A 15,237-nucleotide genomic window follows, 5' to 3' on the forward strand; every position below is an offset into this window, starting at 1 on the left:
GGATGAGCCGAAACCGCCCAGATGTCGTGGAAGCGCTCCCACACGTGCCGGTCGACGTCCCCGCAGCGCCGCCGTCCTGCCGGTCCCGGCTGGTCGAGACCGCCCGGCTGCAGTGGCGCCTCGGCGACGGCGGCGACCCCGCCGACCTGGCGCAGGGCTTCCTCACCGCGCACGGCGTACCCGTCGACGACCTGACCCGGCCCGGCCGCCACGACCCGCACGGGGTGTGCGGGGCGGCGCTGTTCCTGTCCGCCGCCGCCGGCGCGTCCGCCATCGGCGCGCCGACCGGCGCGCCCACCCCCGCCCCCGCGCTGCCCGACCTGGCCGTGGTCGTCTACCGGCACGCCGACACCCCGCCGCCGCGCCCGACCCCGACGGGCGGCTGGTGGCTGGGGGACTGGCACGACAGTTGGACGCCCGACGCGCACGCCGACGCGGTCGAGGCGGTCCGCGCCGCCATCGCCCGCGGCGACGTCTACCAGGTCAACCTCGTCGGACACGCCGCCGCCGGATACGCCGGCGACCCGCGCGCCGCGCTGGCCCGCCTCGCCGCGCTGCCCGGCGCCCGCTACGGCGGCACCCTGTCCGGGCCCGGCTGGACGCTGGGCTGCGCCTCACCGGAGACACTGATCGCCGTGCAGGGCGGCCGGCTGGTCACCCGCCCGATCAAGGGCACCCGCCCGGCCACCGCCACCGGCCGCCACGAGCTGCTCGCCTCGGCCAAGGAACGCGCCGAACACGTGATGATCGTCGACCTGGAACGCAACGACCTGGCCCGGGTGGCCCGCACCGGCTCGGTGCGCGTCGACGAGCTGTTCGCCGTACGCCGCTGGTGCGACCTGTGGCAGGCCGAGTCGACGGTGTCGGCGGCGCCCGCCGACGGCCTCGGCCTGGCCGACCTGCTGCGCGCGGTGTGCCCCGGCGGGTCGGTCACCGGCGCGCCCAAGCACGCCGCCCTCGCCGAGATCGCCGCCCGCGAACCGGTCGGCCGCGGCGCCGGCATGGGCGCGCTCGGCTGGGTCGCGCCCGACCGCCTCGACCTCGGGCTGACCATCCGCACCGCGGTCGCCGACGCCGACCGGCTGCACCTGTGGGCCGGCGGCGGCATCACCTGGGGCAGCGACCCGGCTGCCGAGGTCGCCGAGGCCGCCGCCAAGGCCGCCCCGGTGCGGGCGCTGCTCGCCGCCCGCTGAGCCCCCGCCCGCCGCCGCTCAGGCCGCGGCGAACGCGTCCAGGGCGGCGACCACCCGCTCGCCGATGCCGTGCCCGCCGCCGTGCCCGCCGGACTCGACGATCTCCAGCCGGGCGTCCGGCCAGTCCCGGGTCAGCCGCCAGGCGATGTCCGGCGGGCCGCTGACGTCCAGGCGGCCCTGCACCAGCACCCCCGGGATGCCGGCGAGGCGCCCGGCGTCGCGCAGCAGTTGCCCGTCGGTCAGGAAACCCAGGTTCGCGAAGTGGTGGGTGACCAGCCGGGCGAAGCCGTAGCGGAACACCGGGTCGGCGTAGCGGGGACTGGGCGCGTACCCGCCGGCGAGCGAGACGTGCACGTCCTCCCAGTCGCACCAGTCACGCGCCGCCCGCTCGCGCACCGCCGGGTCCGGGTCGTTCAGCAGCCGGCCGTACGCGGCGGACAGGTCACCGTCGCGCTCGGCGGCGGGCACCCCGTCGCGAAAACGCGCCCACTCCTGCGGGAACACCCGGCCCATGTCCCGGGTCACCCACTCGATCTCCCGGCGGGTGTTGGCCACCACGCTGAACAGCACCAGCGCGCTCACCCGCCCCGGGTGGGCCTGCGCGTACGCCAGCGACAACGCCGAACCCCACGACGCGCCGCACAGCAGCCACCGCTCGACGCCCAGGTGCGCGCGCAGCGCCTCCATGTCGGCCACCAGATGCCCGGTGGTGTTCACCGACAGGTCGGTGCCCGGGTCGGCGGCCGACGGGGTGCTGCGCCCGCAGCCACGCTGGTCGAACAGCACGATCCGGTAGGCGGCCGGGTCGAACAGCCGCCGCCACGACGCGCCGGCGCCGGAGCCGGGGCCGCCGTGCACCACCAGCGCCGGACGCCCGTCGGGGTTGCCGCAGGTCTCCCAGTGCACGCGCTGCCCGTCCCCGACGTCCAGGCGCCCCGACGCGTACGGCTCGATCGGTGGATACATGCGCGCGGCCCTCCCCGACAAGATGCAACAGCGCTGTTACATTAGCGGATGTGAGCGCCCCCCACCGCGACGCCCTCGGCACCCTGCTCCGCCACGTCCTGGACACCCTCGACGCCGACGTCGCCGCCGTGCACGCACACCTCGGCCTCACCGACTACCGGCCCCGCTACTCACCCGTGCTGCGGGTCCTCGTCACCGACGGGCCGCTGCCCATCCGCGACCTCGCCACCCGCGTCGGCGTCACCCACTCCGCCGCCAGCCAGACCGTCGCCGGCATGCGCCACGCCGGCCTGGTCACCCTCACCCCCGGCGCCGACGCCCGCCACCGCATCGTCACCCTCACCGACCGCGCCCACGCCCTGCTGCCCGCCGTCGAAGCCGAATGGGCCGCCACCACCGCCGCCGTGCGGCACCTCGACACCGAACTGCCCGTGCCCCTGGCCGACGAGCTGTACGCCGTGCTCGACGCGCTGCACCGCCGCCCACTACGCGAACGCATCGCCGACACCGGCCTGCTCCCACCCCCGGGCGCGGTAAGCAACGGATAACCTTCCGGGCATGACTATGCGCCCGATCCGGATCATCGGCGACCCCGTCCTGCGCACCCCCAGCGAACCGGTCACCACCTTCGACGCCGCACTACGCGCCCTCGTGCAGGACCTGACGGACACCATGCTCGGCGCGCCCGGACGCGCCGCAGTCGCCGCACCCCAGATCGGCGTCAACACCCAGGTGTTCGTCTACCACGCCGACGGACACCACGGTCACCTCGTCAACCCCACCCTGGAGGTGTCCGACGAACTTCAGGACGACGACGAGGGCTGCCTGTCCATCCCCGGGCTCTACTTCCCGACCCCCCGCGCCCTGCACGCCACCGCCCACGGCTACGACCAGCACGGCGAACCACTCACCATCACCGGCAGCGGCTTCCTCGCCCGCGCCCTGCAACACGAGACCGACCACCTGCACGGACGCCTCTACGTCGACACCCTGCGCGGCGACACCCGCCGCCGCGCGCTACGCGAGATCCGCGCCGGACGCTTCGACTCACCCAGCCGCAGCCACTGACGACACCCGCCGCGTCAACGCGCACTCGGTGAACCCCGCCACCCGGGTGAACCCCAACCGCCCGTACAACCGCACCGCCGCCGCGTTGTCCGACCGCACGTTCAACGTGATGTGATCCACCGACCCCGCCAGCCGGGCACACAACGCCGCCACCGCCCCCGCGGCCAACCCGCGCCCCCGCGCGCCCGGATGCGTCGTCACATTGCCCACCGCCGCCACCCGCCACCGCGGCGAGAACACGTGCACCCCCGCCACCGCCACCAGACGGCCCCTCCCGCACCCCCACGTACTGACCCGTCTCCAGCATCCGCGGATCGAACCAGTTCCCCGGATACGCCACCGCGTACAACTCGCGCACCTCCGCCAGATCCGCCGCACCCAACGGCTCACCCGACGGCGCCACCGCCGCCAACCGCCCCGGATCCGTCAACGCCATCCGGTCGTGCGGCGCCGCCTCCGACACCACGAACCACCGCGCCACCGTCGCCTCCAACCCGGGGGACAGATGCGCCCACATCCGCGCCGGCAACACCGGCGCCGCCTGCGCCAACAACCCCGACAACGCCGCCACCCGATCCGGCGCCGCGAACGCCAACAACGTCGGCAACTCCACCCCGTGATACAGCAACACCACCTCGTCGCCGGCGCGGAACCACGACGTGTACGGCCAGAAGAAATCGTCCAGATCACCCAACTGGTAGGCGTGCAACACCGGATCCCGACCCAACAGGCCAGCCAGCACCGACCGGTCGTGCTCCGCCCGCACCGCCATCTCAACCCACCATCCACTGGTCGTACGCCAACCGCGCCACCAACGCCACCACCACCAGCAACAACACCACCCGCACGAACCCGGCGCCCCGCCGCAACGCCATCCGCGCGCCCACCGCCGCACCCGCCACGTTGCACACCGCCATCGCCGCCCCCAACCACCACCACACGTGCCCGCCCACCCCGAACACCACCAACGCGCCCAGATTCGTCCCCGCGTTCACCACCTTCGCCATCGCCGACGCGTGCACGAAATCCGCACCCACCAACGCGGTGAACGCCAGCACCAGGAACGTCCCCGTACCCGGACCGATCAACCCGTCGTACAACGCGATCACCAACCCGGCCACCACCACCGCCGCCACCACCCGCGACCGGGTCCGCCGCGACGGCACCGCCACCGTGCCCAACCGCGGCCGGGTCACCACGAACACCGCCACCGCCACCAACACCGCCAACACCACCGGCCGGTACGCCCCCGCCGGCACCGCCCCCGCCAACGCCGCACCCACCCCCGCCGTCACCACCGCCAACCCCGCCGCCGGACCCGCCACCGCCCAGTCCAGCTTCGTCCGCCGCGCATACGTCACCGCCGCCGTCGACGTCCCGAAGATCGCCGCCAACTTGTTCGTCCCCAACGCCGTCGCCACCGGCACCCCCGGCGCCGCCACCAACAACGCCGGCAACAACACCAACCCACCACCACCGACCACCGCGTCCACCCACCCCGCCAGGGCGGCCACACACAGCAACGTCGTCAACGCCCACGCATCCACGCCGCGCATTCTGCCCACCCCGCCACCACCGGCGAGAACACCTGTGGCCAGCCTCACCGGCCCCGACGCCGCCGCAACCACAACCCCACCCACGCCACCGCCACGAACACCACCATCGAACAGCACAACAGCTTCAGCACCCGGCCAGCCTGCCACGGCGACGTAGGGTGTGCAGGTGCGCCTGGCCACCTTCAACCTGCTGCACGGCCGATCCCTCACCGACGGGCTCGTCGACCCCGACCGGCTCACCGCCGCCGTCACCGCCCTCGACGCCGACGTCCTCGCCCTGCAGGAAGTCGACCGCGACCAGACCCGCAGCGGCCACCTCGACATCACCGCCCACGCCGCCCGCGCCCTGCACGCCCCGCACCACCGCTTCGCCGCCGCCGTCGTCGGCACCCCCGGCGAACAGTTCCGCCCCCTCACCCACGACGACGACGGCCACGGCGAACCCCTCTACGGCGTCGGCCTCATCAGCCGCCACCCCGTCCGCTCCTGGCACGTCACCCGCCTGCGCGCCGCACCCGTCCGCTCACCCATCTACGTCCCCGGACCCGGCGGCGGACTCCTCCTGCTGCGCGACGAACCCCGCGTCGTGCTCGCCGCCGTCCTCGACACCCCCACGGCCCCTCACCGTCGCCGCCACCCACCTCTCCTTCGTCCCCGGCTGGAACATCTGGCAACTCCGCCGCGTCGTCCGCGCCCTACGCACGCTGCCCGCCCCCGGATCCTGCTCGGCGACCTCAACCTCCCCGCCGGCCCCGCCGCCGCCGTCACCCACTGGCGACCCCTCGCCCGCCTCGCCACCTACCCGGCCGGACAACCCCGCGTCCAACTCGACCACGTCCTCGCCGACCCTCACCACCTCGACCGGCTCCCACCCGTCACCGCCGTCGACACCCCGCCGTCCACCGTCTCCGACCACCGGCCCCTCGTCGTCGACCTCGGCTGAACCCACTCACCCCAACCCGGACAACCGCCGCGCCGCCCGCACCGCGTTACGGAACAACATCGCCACCGTCGTCGGACCCACCCCACCGACCCGCGGCGTGATCGCCCCGCCACCTCCGCACACGACTCGTCCACATCCGGCAACAACCGCCGCCCCTCGTACCGCACCCCACCACCGACCACCACCGCACCCGGACGCACATGCTCCGGCCGCACGATCCCCGGCACCCCCGCCGCCGCCACCAGGATCTCCGCCCGCCGCGTGTACCGCGGCCAGTCCGCCACCCCCGTGTGCACCACCGTCACCGCCGCGTTCGCCGTCGGCCGCTTCTGCGCCAACAACATCGCCAACGGCCGCCCCAACGTCGCACCCCGACCCAGAATCACCACCTCACGCCCCGACACCGGCACCTGATGAAACGCCAACAACGCCTCGATCCCCGCCGGCGTACACGGCAACGGACCCGGCAACCCCAACGCCAACCGACCCATGTTCACCGGATGCATCCCGTCGACGTCCTTGTCCGGATCCACCTCGGCCAACGCCCGGTCGTAGTCCAGACCCCCCGGAATCGGATGCTGCACCAACACCCCGTGCACCCCGGAATCGGCGTTGAAATCCGCCAGCACCGCATGCAGATCCCCCTGCGACGCCGACGCCGGCAGATGCACGTGCGGCGACGCGAACCCCAACTCCGCCGCCTGCCGCTGCTTGATCCGGATGTAACCCGCGCTCGCGTCGTCGTCACCCACCAGCACCGTCGCCAACGCCGGCGTCACCCCCGCCGCCCGCAGCTCCGCCACCGACGCGGCCACCTCGGCCAACACCTCATCCGCCACCGGCCCACCCGGCAACAACCGCGCGGTCGCCCCGGACACCGAACTCGAAGAAGAAGACATGCGACACCCCGCCCGCGGAGGCCCAGGCGGTCGACCCCCACGACGAGCTCCCCGATGGTTCACCCATCCCCGTGCCGCCAGTCGCGTCCCCTCACCCTGCCACAACCCGCCGCGCCACCGCATCCACCACCGCCTGCCACGCCGGCAACGACGCCAGCACCGCATCCGCCCGCCGACGCCGATCCGCCACCGACCCCACACCCAGATCCGCCAACACCGCCTCAAACCCAGGCCGCCACACCCGCTCCCGCTCCGGATCCACCGCCGCCAACACCGCCAGACACCGCGCGTACGTCACCACCACCCAGAACATCGCCTCCCGGTGCCGCCCCGCCGCCACCAACTCCGCACCCCCACCGAACACCACCGGCCGCCCCGCCGCACCCAGATCCGCCCCGAACGCGAACCGCTCCCGCGGCAGCCGCGCCACCTCCTCGAACACCACCGCCAACCCGGCCAGATGCTCCCGCACCCGCCCCGCGCCCACCCCGCCACCGTCCAACGTCGCCAGCAACTCCGGATACCGCCCACCGAACCCGTGCGCGGCCAACACCTCCGCCGCCCGCACGTACCGCCGCCGCACCGTCGGATCCACCAACCCCGCCACCGCCGGCCACACCGCCAACAACGACGTCGGGAACACCCACGCCAACACCTGATCCGCCAACGACGCCCCCGCATCCAACCCCCGCAACCCGTCCTCCACCCGCCGCCGCACCCCGCGCACCGCCGTCGCACCCACACCGGATCCGCGTACCCCGCCGCCACCCGCCGCCGCACCACCGCCAACCGCCCCGACGGATCCGCGATCACCCCATCGGTACGCAACAACGGCGCGAACACCCACGACCCCAACACGTCCTCCGGGTCACCCACCTGCGCCCACGTCACCGAGCTGACCTCCAGCAGCACCCCCCGCCAGAGGAACTTGCCCACCTTCGGCCCCGCGGAGTCCCGCACCACCAGCACGTCTACGTCCGACGACGCCGGCAACACCGCCTCACCCGGCAACCCCACCGTCGACCCGCTGAACAACGCCCCCTCGACCGACGGATCGGCCCGCATCAGCTCCCGCACCCAGTCGACCGCCACTGCCCGCGCCGCATCCACCCGCATCCGACCGATCCTGCCACCCCGCCGCACGCACTTTCTGTTGCCGATCGAACACGCAACGTTCAGTATTGATGAAGGTGACTGTCGACGGATCGTGTGGGGCGATGCCAATGGCGGACTACTACCCGATACTCAAGGGGCGCAAGGGCGAGCTCGAGGCCATCGGCAACATCGACGACGAACTGGCACCACACATCCTCCCGGTCTTCGACGTGCCCCCCTCCGACAACGGACCGATCAAGGACGCCCGCGCGTTCAGCCGGCAGGCACAACGGACCGTCCCACGGGACATGGCTATCGCTGTCGACATCCGCCACCTGGCCGACCCCACCTCCGGAATCCGCCGGCCCCTACCCGACATCGCCGAAGACCTGCATCAGTGGGGGACACCCTTCCTGCCGGTCGCACACCTGCGCGACACCCCTGGACGGATGGCCGACATCCGCGAGGCCGCCGCGCTGCACGGTCACGGCGCCGTTCTCCGACTCGAGGACGACATCGACCACGACGAGATCGACATCCGACTGAGCGACCTGCTGTCCGCAACCGAGCTGACCGCCGCGGAGTGCGTGCTCATCCTCGACGCCGCCGAGGTCCGCTCCGAGCACGATCTCACCCGCGTCGAACCACTGATCCACAAACGCCTCAACCGGGTCGAGCGCCACCCCTGGAAAGCCGTCGCCCTCGCCGCCGGCGCCATGCCACGCAGCATCTCGCACCTGCCACCCGGCCGCCCGACACCGCTGCGTCGGTGGGACCTCGACCTGTGGCGGCGCCTCCACGACCACGGCCTCGCGTTCGCCGACTACGGCATCACCCATCCACAAGTGGCCTCAGGGCGAGGAAGGCCCGCCCCGAACCTCCGCTACACCGACCACGACGTCTGGTGGGCCTACCGCGCGCACGGCGACAACGACGGCAACCAGGCCATCCACCACCTGTGCCAGGCCCTCGTGTCCGCCGACCACTGGCCAGACGTCGGCCGGCGATTCTCCTGGGGTGATGAACAGATCGCGCTACGCGCCTCCCACCATGCCGGGCCCGGCACCCCCAGCCAGTGGATCTCTTGGGGAACCTCCCACCATCTGGCCCACGTCTCGACCCAACTCGGCCTGTGCCACCCGATCCCGAACACCTAGAAACCACTCAACCCGGACAGGGCGCGGTTCGTGCGGTTCGCCGCCACCGCCGCGCGCTGCTGACCCGCCGTCACCTCGATGTACGTCTGCGACGACGCCAACGACGCGTGGCCCAGCAACCGCATGATCTCCGCCGCGCCCGCCCCGTCCTCCGCCAACCGCGTCGCGAACGTGTGCCGCAACGCGTGCAACCGCGCCCCGCGCGGCACCCGGTCGCCGATGCCCGCCCGCCGGTAACACGACTCCACCAGATACTGCAGGCCACCGCGCCGCAACGGCTCGCCCCGCCGGTCCACCAGGAACGGCCCGTCCGGCCGCACGCTGCGCCCCCCGAACCGCGCCCGCCGGCTCTCCAGGTAGCCGGTCAGCACCCGGTCCACACCCGCCTCGATCGGCACCGTCCGCGGGCGACCACCCTTGCCCGCCACGTCGACGCGCCGCTCGCCGTCCCGCCCGACCACCGACGACACCCGCAACGCCAGCAGCTCCGACAGGCGCAGGCCCGCGCACAGCGCCAGCGCCAGCACCGCCAGGTCCCGCTCCGGCCACGGGTCACGCTGGCGTCCCTCGGACCGCGCCACCGCCGCCAGCAACTCCTCCGGGGTGTCCTCGCCGCGCAGCGGCTTGGGGCGGGGGAGCGGCGTGCGCGGGCGACCCACCGCCGGCATCGGGTTCCCCGGTACGACGCCCTCGGCCACCAGGAACGTGAAGAAGCTGTTCCAGGTGGACCAGGCGCGGTGCACGGAGGCGGCGGCACGGGGAGCGGCGAAGCGGGCGAACGCCGCGCGCATCACCCGGGGGGACAGGGCGGTGATCGGCAGCCGGGCCGGGGAGGGAGTGGCGTCGTCGCCGGGGTCCGCCGCCAGCGCCGCCACCGCGTCCAGGTCCCGGCGGTACGCGGCCAGGGTGTGGGGGGAGGGCTTGCGGGTGGCCCGGGCGGTCAGGAACTCCTCGATCAGGGTCTCGACCATTTCGTCCGGTTTATCATGCATAAGGGATATTATGCATGATTCTCGCGTTCCTGCCAGGGTCGCCGCTCCGGGGGAGAGCGGCGCGGAAAGCGGTTGCCGGGCCCCGCAGACTGGGTTCCATGGTGGAGATCGACGACACGCTCGTCCGCACCCTCGTCGCCGCGCAGTTCCCGCGCTGGGCCCACCTGCCGGTCACCGCCGTGGCGCGGCAGGGGTGGGACAACCGGACCTTCCGCCTCGGCGACGAGTTGCTGGTCCGACTGCCCAGCGCCGAGGGCTACGCCACCGGCATCGCCAAGGAGGACCGCTGCCTGCCGATCCTGGCCCGCCACCTGCCGCTCCCGGTGCCCGAACCGGTCGCCACCGGCGCGCCCGGCGCCGGCTACCCGTACCCCTGGTCGGTGCGCCGGTGGCTGCCCGGCGACACCCTGGCCGCCGCCGCCGCCGGCGACCTCGACCGCGTCGCCGTGGCGCGCGACCTCGGTGGCCTGCTGGCCGCGTTGCGCCGGGTCCCGACCGAGGGCGGTCCGGTCGCCGGCCGGCACTCCGCGTTCCGGGGTTGCCACCCCAGCGTCTACGGCGACGAGGTCGAGCAGGCTCTCGACGTGCTGGGTGACCGGGTCGACGCGGTCGCCTGCCGGGCGGTGTGGGCGCGGGCGGTCACGTCGGCGTGGCCGGACGCCCCGGTGTGGTGCCACGGGGACGTCAGCGCCGGGAACCTGCTGGTCGCGCACGGGCGGCTGGCCGCGGTGATCGACTTCGGGCAGTGCGGTGTCGGCGATCCGGCCTGCGACCTGGTGCCGGCGTGGACGTGGTGCGTCGGCGCGGAGCGCGCGGTGTTCTCCGACGCGGTCGGGTTGCCGGCCGACGCGTGGCGGCGGGCGCGTGGGTGGGCGTTGTGGAAGGCGCTGGTGACGCTCGCGCGCGGGCCGCACGAGGAGCAGGCGCGGGTGTTGGGCGCGGTGCTGGCGGATCCGGTGGCGGGGTGAGGCGCGGGGAGGCCCGGATCCGGTTCACTTGACATAATGTAGATTATCGAATCTGCCACGAGGGCCTGATCGGGGCGGCGGCGTTCGGCGCCGCCGCCCCGGTGCGTTCAGGCGCCGACGTAGGCGGCGAGGTGTTCGCCGGTGAGCGTGGACCTCGCCGCGACCAGGTCGGCCGGGGTGCCCTCGAAGACGATGCGGCCGCCGTCGTGGCCGGCGCCCGGTCCGAGATCTACGATCCAGTCGGCGTGCGCCATGACCGCTTGGTGGTGTTCGATGACGATGACCGACTTGCCTGATTCGACCAGCCGGTCGAGCAGGCCGAGCAGTTGGGCGACGTCGGCCAGGTGCAGGCCGGTGGTCGGCTCGTCGAGGACGTAGACGCCGCCCCGGTCCCCCATCCGGGTGGCGAGCTTGAGCCGTTGCCGCTCCCCTCCGGACAGCGTGGTGAGGGGTTGACCGAGGGTGAGGTAGCCGAGGCCGACGTCGGCGAGCCGGTCGAGGATGGCGTGGGCGGCCGGGATGCGCGCGTCGCCGGCGCCGAAGAACTTCTCGGCCTCGCCGACCGGCATGGCGAGGACCTCGCTGATGTCGCGGCCGCCGAGGTGGTAGTCGAGCACGGCGGCCTGGAACCGCCTGCCCTCGCAGTCCTCGCAGGTGCTGGCGACGCCGGCCATCATGCCCAGGTCGGTGTAGATGACGCCGGCGCCGTTGCAGGTGGGGCAGGCGCCTTCGGAGTTGGCGCTGAACAGGGCGGGTTTGACGCCGTTGGCCTTGGCGAAGGCCTTGCGGATGGGGTCGAGCAGGCCGGTGTAGGTGGCCGGGTTGCTGCGGCGGGAGCCGCGGATGGCGGTCTGGTCGATGGTGACGATGTCGTCGCGTTTGCCGAGTGAGCCGTGGATGAGGCTGCTCTTGCCGGAGCCGGCGACGCCGGTGACGACGACCAGGACGCCGAGTGGGATGTCGACGTCGACGTCGCGCAGGTTGTGGGTGGCGGCGCCGCGGATGGGCAGGGTGCCGGTGGGTGTGCGGACGGTGTCCTTGAGGGCGGCGCGGTCGTCGAGGTGGCGGCCGGTGACGGTGTGGCTGGCGCGGAGGCCGGTGACGGTGCCCTCGTAGCAGATGGTGCCGCCGTCGGTGCCGGCGCCGGGGCCGAGGTCGACGACGTGGTCGGCGATGGCGATGGTCTCCGGTTTGTGTTCGACGACCAGGACGGTGTTGCCCTTGTCGCGCAGGCGCAGCAGGAGGTTGTTCATCCGGGTGATGTCGTGCGGGTGCAGCCCGATGGTGGGTTCGTCGAAGACGTAGGTGACGTCGGTGAGCGACGAGCCGAGGTGGCGGATCATCTTGGTGCGTTGGGCCTCCCCGCCGGAGAGGGTGCCGGCGGGTCGGTCGAGGCTGAGGTAGCCGAGGCCGATCTCGACGAAGGAGTCGAGGGTGTCCCCCAGCGCGGTGATCAGTGGGGCGACGGAGGGGTCGTGCAGGTCGCGTACCCAGGTGGCGAGGTCGCTGATCTGCATGGCGCAGGCGTCGGCGATGTTGATGCCGTTGATCTTGGAGGAGCGGGCTTCGGGGGCCAGGCGGGTGCCGTCGCAGTCGGGGCAGGTGGTGAAGGTGACGGCGCGTTCGACGAAGGCGCGGATGTGGGGCTGCATGGCGTCGACGTCCTTGGCCAGCATGGATTTCTGGATGGCCGGGATGAGGCCGGTGTAGGTGACGTTGATGCCCTCGACCTTGACCTTGGTGGGTTCCTTGTGCAGCAGGTCGTACAGCTCGCGCTCGGTGTAGTCGCGGATGGGCTTGTCGGGGTCGAACATGCCGCTGGCGCGGAAGATGCGGCCGTACCAGCCGTCCATGCTGTAGCCGGGGATGGTGATGGCGCCCTCGTTGAGGGTGCGGTCGGCGTCGTAGAGGACGGTGCGGTCGAAGTCGGTGACGGCGCCGCGGCCCTCGCAGCGGGGGCACATGCCGCCGAGGCGGTTGAAGGTGCCCTTCTTGGTCTGGGTCTTGCCGGGGCCGCGGTCGACGGTGATGGCGCCGGTGGCGCGGACGGAGGGGACGTTGAAGGAGTAGGCGTTGGGTGGGCCGATGTGGGGGTCGCCGAGGCGGCTGAAGAGGATGCGGAGCATGGCGTTGGCGTCGGTGGCGGTGCCGACGGTGGAGCGGGGGTGGGCGCCCATGCGTTCCTGGTCGACGATGATGGCGGTGGTGAGGCCTTCGAGGATGTCGACCTCGGGTCGGGACAGGGTGGGCATGAAGCCTTGGACGAAGGCGCTGTAGGTCTCGTTGATGAGGCGTTGGGATTCGGCGGCGATAGTGCCGAAGACCAGGGAGCTCTTGCCGGAGCCGGAGACGCCCGTGAAGACGGTGAGGCGGCGTTTGGGCAGTTCGACGTCGACGTCGCGCAGGTTGTTCTCGCGGGCGCCGTGGACGCGGATGACGTCGTGGCTGTCGGCGTGGGCCTTGGTCATGGGTCTCCGTCCGGTTGGTGCGGTGTCGGGCCGGCGCGCGGCGGGCCGGCTGACGTACAGAGTACGGTACGCCTTTCCGGTCAGCGTCGTTGGTTGATGCGGATGAGGTTGCCGGTGGGGTCGCGGAAGGCGCAGTCGCGGACGCCGTAGGGCTGGTCGGTGGGTTCCTGGACGACGTCGGCGCCGCCGGCCTGGAGGCGGTCGAACAGGCCGTCGAGGTCGTCGGTGGCGAGGGTGAGGGCGCCGTAGCTGCCCTTGGCGATGAGTTCGTGGATGGTGCGGCGCTCGTCGTCGGTGATGCCGGGGTCGACGGCCGGGGGGTGCAGGACGATGCCGGTCTCAGGCTGCTCGGGTGGGCCGACGGTGAGCCAGCGCATGGTGTCGCCCTGGCCGACGTCGTTGCGCAGGTCGAAGCCGAGGGTGTCGCGGTAGAAGGCGATGGCGGCGTCGGCGTCGGTGTGCGGCAGGAACGCGTAGTGGATGGTGATCGTCATGGTGGTCACGCTAGTGGTGGCGGGCCGGTGCGGGCTTCTCGATTCCTGATCGGTCGGGTGGCCTGTTTGGTCAGGCACGGGGGTGGTTCGGGCGTGTCGGGTGCGTGTCGGGCGCGGTAGGCGCTGGGTGGCTCGCCGACGAGTTCGGTGAAGCGGGTGCTGAACGTGCCCAGGGACTGGCAGCCGACGGCGAAGCAGACGTCGGTGACGTTGAGGTCGCCGCGGCGCAGCAGGGCCATGGCGCGTTCGATGCGGCGGGTCATGAGGTAGGCGTAGGGGGATTCGCCGTAGGTCTGGCGGAACTGGCGGCTGAGGTGTCCGGCGGACATGTGTTCGCCGCGGGCGAGGGCTTCGACGTCGAGGGGTTGGGCGTACTCGCGGTCGATGCGGTCGCGGACGCGGCGCAGCCGGGTGAGGTCGCGCAGGCGTTGGGCGAACGCGGGATCGTCGGGGTGCACGGGTGCATCCTCGCTGGTGGGTGGGGGTGTCGGCCACCTTCTGGGGCGGTGTTTCGCCGTGCGGGGCGGGCCGGCCCCGCGCGGTGGGGCCGTTCAGCGCAGGCGGCGGGCGGTGAATCGGGTGGGTGGGTCGGCGATGGCGTCCTGGGCGGCGACGAGTTGCAGTTCGCGGGTGCCAGCGGCGAGGGTGGCCTCGAGGACCGCGTAGATGGAGTTGGTGGTGCGTTCCAGGGCGGTCTCGGGTGAGCCGGTGGTGGCGAGGTGGGCGAGGTAGAGGGCGGCGGTGACGTCGCCGCCGCCGTTGGGGCTGATCGGCAGCAGCGGGGTGGTGACGGCCCAGGCGCCGTCGCCGGAGACGGCGACGACGTCGAGGTGCCCGGCGGGCAGGTCGCCGTGCAGGACGCTGGTGACCAGGACGTGTTCGGGGCCGGTGGCGCGGACGGTGTCGACGGCGGTGAGCAGGTCGTCGAGGGTGTCGGTGCGGCGGTCGGCGAGGAATTCCAGCTCGAACTGGTTGGGGGTGACGATGTCGGCGCGGGGCACGACGGTGTCGCGGAGGTATTCGGGGATGCCGGGGCGGACGAACATGCCGCGTCCGACGTCGCCCATGACCGGGTCGCAGCAGTAGAGCGCGGCGGGGTTGGCGGCTTTGACCTGGGTGACGGTGTCGAGGATGACGGCGCCGACGGCGGGGTCGCCCTGGTAGCCGGAGAGCACGGCGTCGGCGGTGCCGAGCACGCCGCGGTCGGCGATGCCGGCGATGACCTCGGCGACGTCGGTGGGGGCGAGCAGTGGGCCGCGCCAGGCGCCGTAGCCGGTGTGGTTGGAGAAGTGCACGGTCAGCACCGGCCACACCTCGTGCCGGAGGCGTTGCAGCGGGAACACGGCGGCGGAGTTGCCGACGTGGCCGTAGGCGACCGAGGACTGGATGGACAGGATCTTCACCTGCTCATCGTCGCATCCGGGGTGGGCGTCGACCG

The 15,237-nt window shown here is 72.9% G+C and carries 15 protein-coding genes, 1 pseudogene and 1 riboswitch; of the genes and pseudogenes, 6 read left to right on the forward strand and 10 right to left on the reverse strand.

Annotation, left to right across the window (positions count from 1 at the left end; genetic code table 11):
• The first annotated feature begins 2 nt into the window (after positions 1 to 2).
• Positions 3 to 1,193, forward strand: a complete 1,191-nt coding sequence (locus H1D33_RS09265) for a chorismate-binding protein (protein WP_181568461.1) — start codon at positions 3 to 5, stop codon at positions 1,191 to 1,193.
• Between the two features lie 18 nt (positions 1,194 to 1,211).
• Here H1D33_RS09265 and pip read toward each other — a convergent pair whose 3' ends face one another.
• A complete protein-coding gene (gene pip, locus H1D33_RS09270) occupies positions 1,212 to 2,159 on the reverse strand; it encodes a prolyl aminopeptidase (protein WP_181568460.1) in 948 nt (315 codons plus the stop codon).
• 50 nt (positions 2,160 to 2,209) lie between these two features.
• Between pip and H1D33_RS09275 the strand changes: the two genes are divergently transcribed.
• Both H1D33_RS09275 and def read left to right on the forward strand, forming a co-directional pair.
• The gene (locus H1D33_RS09275; RefSeq protein WP_181568459.1) at positions 2,210 to 2,707 is read left to right on the forward strand and encodes a MarR family winged helix-turn-helix transcriptional regulator; all 498 of its coding nucleotides are present in this window, start codon (positions 2,210 to 2,212) and stop codon (positions 2,705 to 2,707) included.
• A gap of 10 nt (positions 2,708 to 2,717) precedes the next feature.
• Positions 2,718 to 3,227: a peptide deformylase gene (def, locus tag H1D33_RS09280; protein ID WP_181568458.1), complete on the forward strand. Its 510-nt coding sequence runs from the start codon at positions 2,718 to 2,720 to the stop codon at positions 3,225 to 3,227.
• Here the strand turns inward: def and H1D33_RS09285 are convergent.
• Positions 3,207 to 3,617, reverse strand: coding sequence for a GNAT family N-acetyltransferase (locus H1D33_RS09285; protein WP_307755380.1), 411 nt, complete (start codon positions 3,615 to 3,617; stop codon positions 3,207 to 3,209). The two genes, def and H1D33_RS09285, sit on opposite strands and share 21 nt — an antisense overlap.
• 383 nt (positions 3,618 to 4,000) lie before the next feature.
• Positions 4,001 to 4,783 carry a sulfite exporter TauE/SafE family protein gene (locus tag H1D33_RS09290; protein WP_307755381.1) on the reverse strand — a complete coding sequence of 261 codons (783 nt, stop codon included), beginning with the start codon at positions 4,781 to 4,783 and terminating at the stop codon, positions 4,001 to 4,003.
• 166 nt (positions 4,784 to 4,949) lie between these two features.
• On the opposite strand from H1D33_RS09290, the gene H1D33_RS09295 reads away from it, so the two are divergent.
• A complete protein-coding gene (locus H1D33_RS09295; RefSeq protein WP_307755382.1) occupies positions 4,950 to 5,726 on the forward strand; it encodes an endonuclease/exonuclease/phosphatase family protein in 777 nt (258 codons plus the stop codon).
• A 6-nt stretch (positions 5,727 to 5,732) separates the two neighbouring features.
• Here H1D33_RS09295 and H1D33_RS09300 read toward each other — a convergent pair.
• Positions 5,733 to 6,625 (reverse strand): annotated as a pseudogene (locus H1D33_RS09300) (bifunctional 5,10-methylenetetrahydrofolate dehydrogenase/5,10-methenyltetrahydrofolate cyclohydrolase).
• Positions 6,626 to 6,638: 13 nt separating this feature from the next.
• Positions 6,639 to 6,720, reverse strand: a riboswitch (ZMP/ZTP riboswitch).
• Positions 6,717 to 7,367: a hypothetical protein gene (locus H1D33_RS09305; RefSeq protein ID WP_307755383.1), complete on the reverse strand. Its 651-nt coding sequence runs from the start codon at positions 7,365 to 7,367 to the stop codon at positions 6,717 to 6,719. Its footprint overlaps the riboswitch before it by 4 nt.
• Positions 7,368 to 7,848: 481 nt before the next feature.
• Between H1D33_RS09305 and H1D33_RS09310 the strand changes: the two genes are divergently transcribed.
• Complete coding sequence (locus H1D33_RS09310; RefSeq protein WP_181568457.1) at positions 7,849 to 8,877, forward strand: beta family protein; 1,029 nt, start codon at positions 7,849 to 7,851, stop codon at positions 8,875 to 8,877.
• Here H1D33_RS09310 and H1D33_RS09315 read toward each other — a convergent pair.
• Positions 8,874 to 9,869 (reverse strand): tyrosine-type recombinase/integrase, encoded by a 996-nt coding sequence (locus H1D33_RS09315; protein WP_307755384.1) that lies wholly within the window; start codon positions 9,867 to 9,869, stop codon positions 8,874 to 8,876. The two genes, H1D33_RS09310 and H1D33_RS09315, sit on opposite strands and share 4 nt — an antisense overlap.
• Positions 9,870 to 9,967: 98 nt before the next feature.
• Between H1D33_RS09315 and H1D33_RS09320 the strand changes: the two genes are divergently transcribed.
• Positions 9,968 to 10,837, forward strand: coding sequence for an aminoglycoside phosphotransferase family protein (locus H1D33_RS09320; RefSeq protein WP_181568455.1), 870 nt, complete (start codon positions 9,968 to 9,970; stop codon positions 10,835 to 10,837).
• A gap of 107 nt (positions 10,838 to 10,944) precedes the next feature.
• On the opposite strand, the gene H1D33_RS09325 is transcribed toward H1D33_RS09320, so the two are convergent.
• The 4 genes from H1D33_RS09325 to pdxY all read right to left on the reverse strand — a co-directional run bounded on the left by H1D33_RS09325 (position 10,945) and on the right by pdxY (position 15,202).
• Positions 10,945 to 13,305, reverse strand: a complete 2,361-nt coding sequence (locus H1D33_RS09325; protein ID WP_181568454.1) for an ATP-binding cassette domain-containing protein — start codon at positions 13,303 to 13,305, stop codon at positions 10,945 to 10,947.
• A gap of 80 nt (positions 13,306 to 13,385) precedes the next feature.
• On the reverse strand, positions 13,386 to 13,799 hold the full coding sequence (locus H1D33_RS09330) for a VOC family protein (protein ID WP_181568453.1): 414 nt from the start codon (positions 13,797 to 13,799) through the stop codon (positions 13,386 to 13,388).
• Between the two features lie 5 nt (positions 13,800 to 13,804).
• The gene (locus H1D33_RS09335) at positions 13,805 to 14,257 is read right to left on the reverse strand and encodes a helix-turn-helix transcriptional regulator (RefSeq protein ID WP_181568452.1); all 453 of its coding nucleotides are present in this window, start codon (positions 14,255 to 14,257) and stop codon (positions 13,805 to 13,807) included.
• A gap of 93 nt (positions 14,258 to 14,350) precedes the next feature.
• Complete coding sequence (pdxY, locus tag H1D33_RS09340) at positions 14,351 to 15,202, reverse strand: pyridoxal kinase PdxY (protein ID WP_181568451.1); 852 nt, start codon at positions 15,200 to 15,202, stop codon at positions 14,351 to 14,353.
• Between the last annotated feature and the right edge of the window lie 35 nt (positions 15,203 to 15,237).

The sequence above is a fragment of the Micromonospora ferruginea genome, from assembly GCF_013694245.2.
In the GTDB taxonomy this organism is placed as follows: Bacteria; Actinomycetota; Actinomycetes; order Mycobacteriales; family Micromonosporaceae; genus Micromonospora; species Micromonospora robiginosa.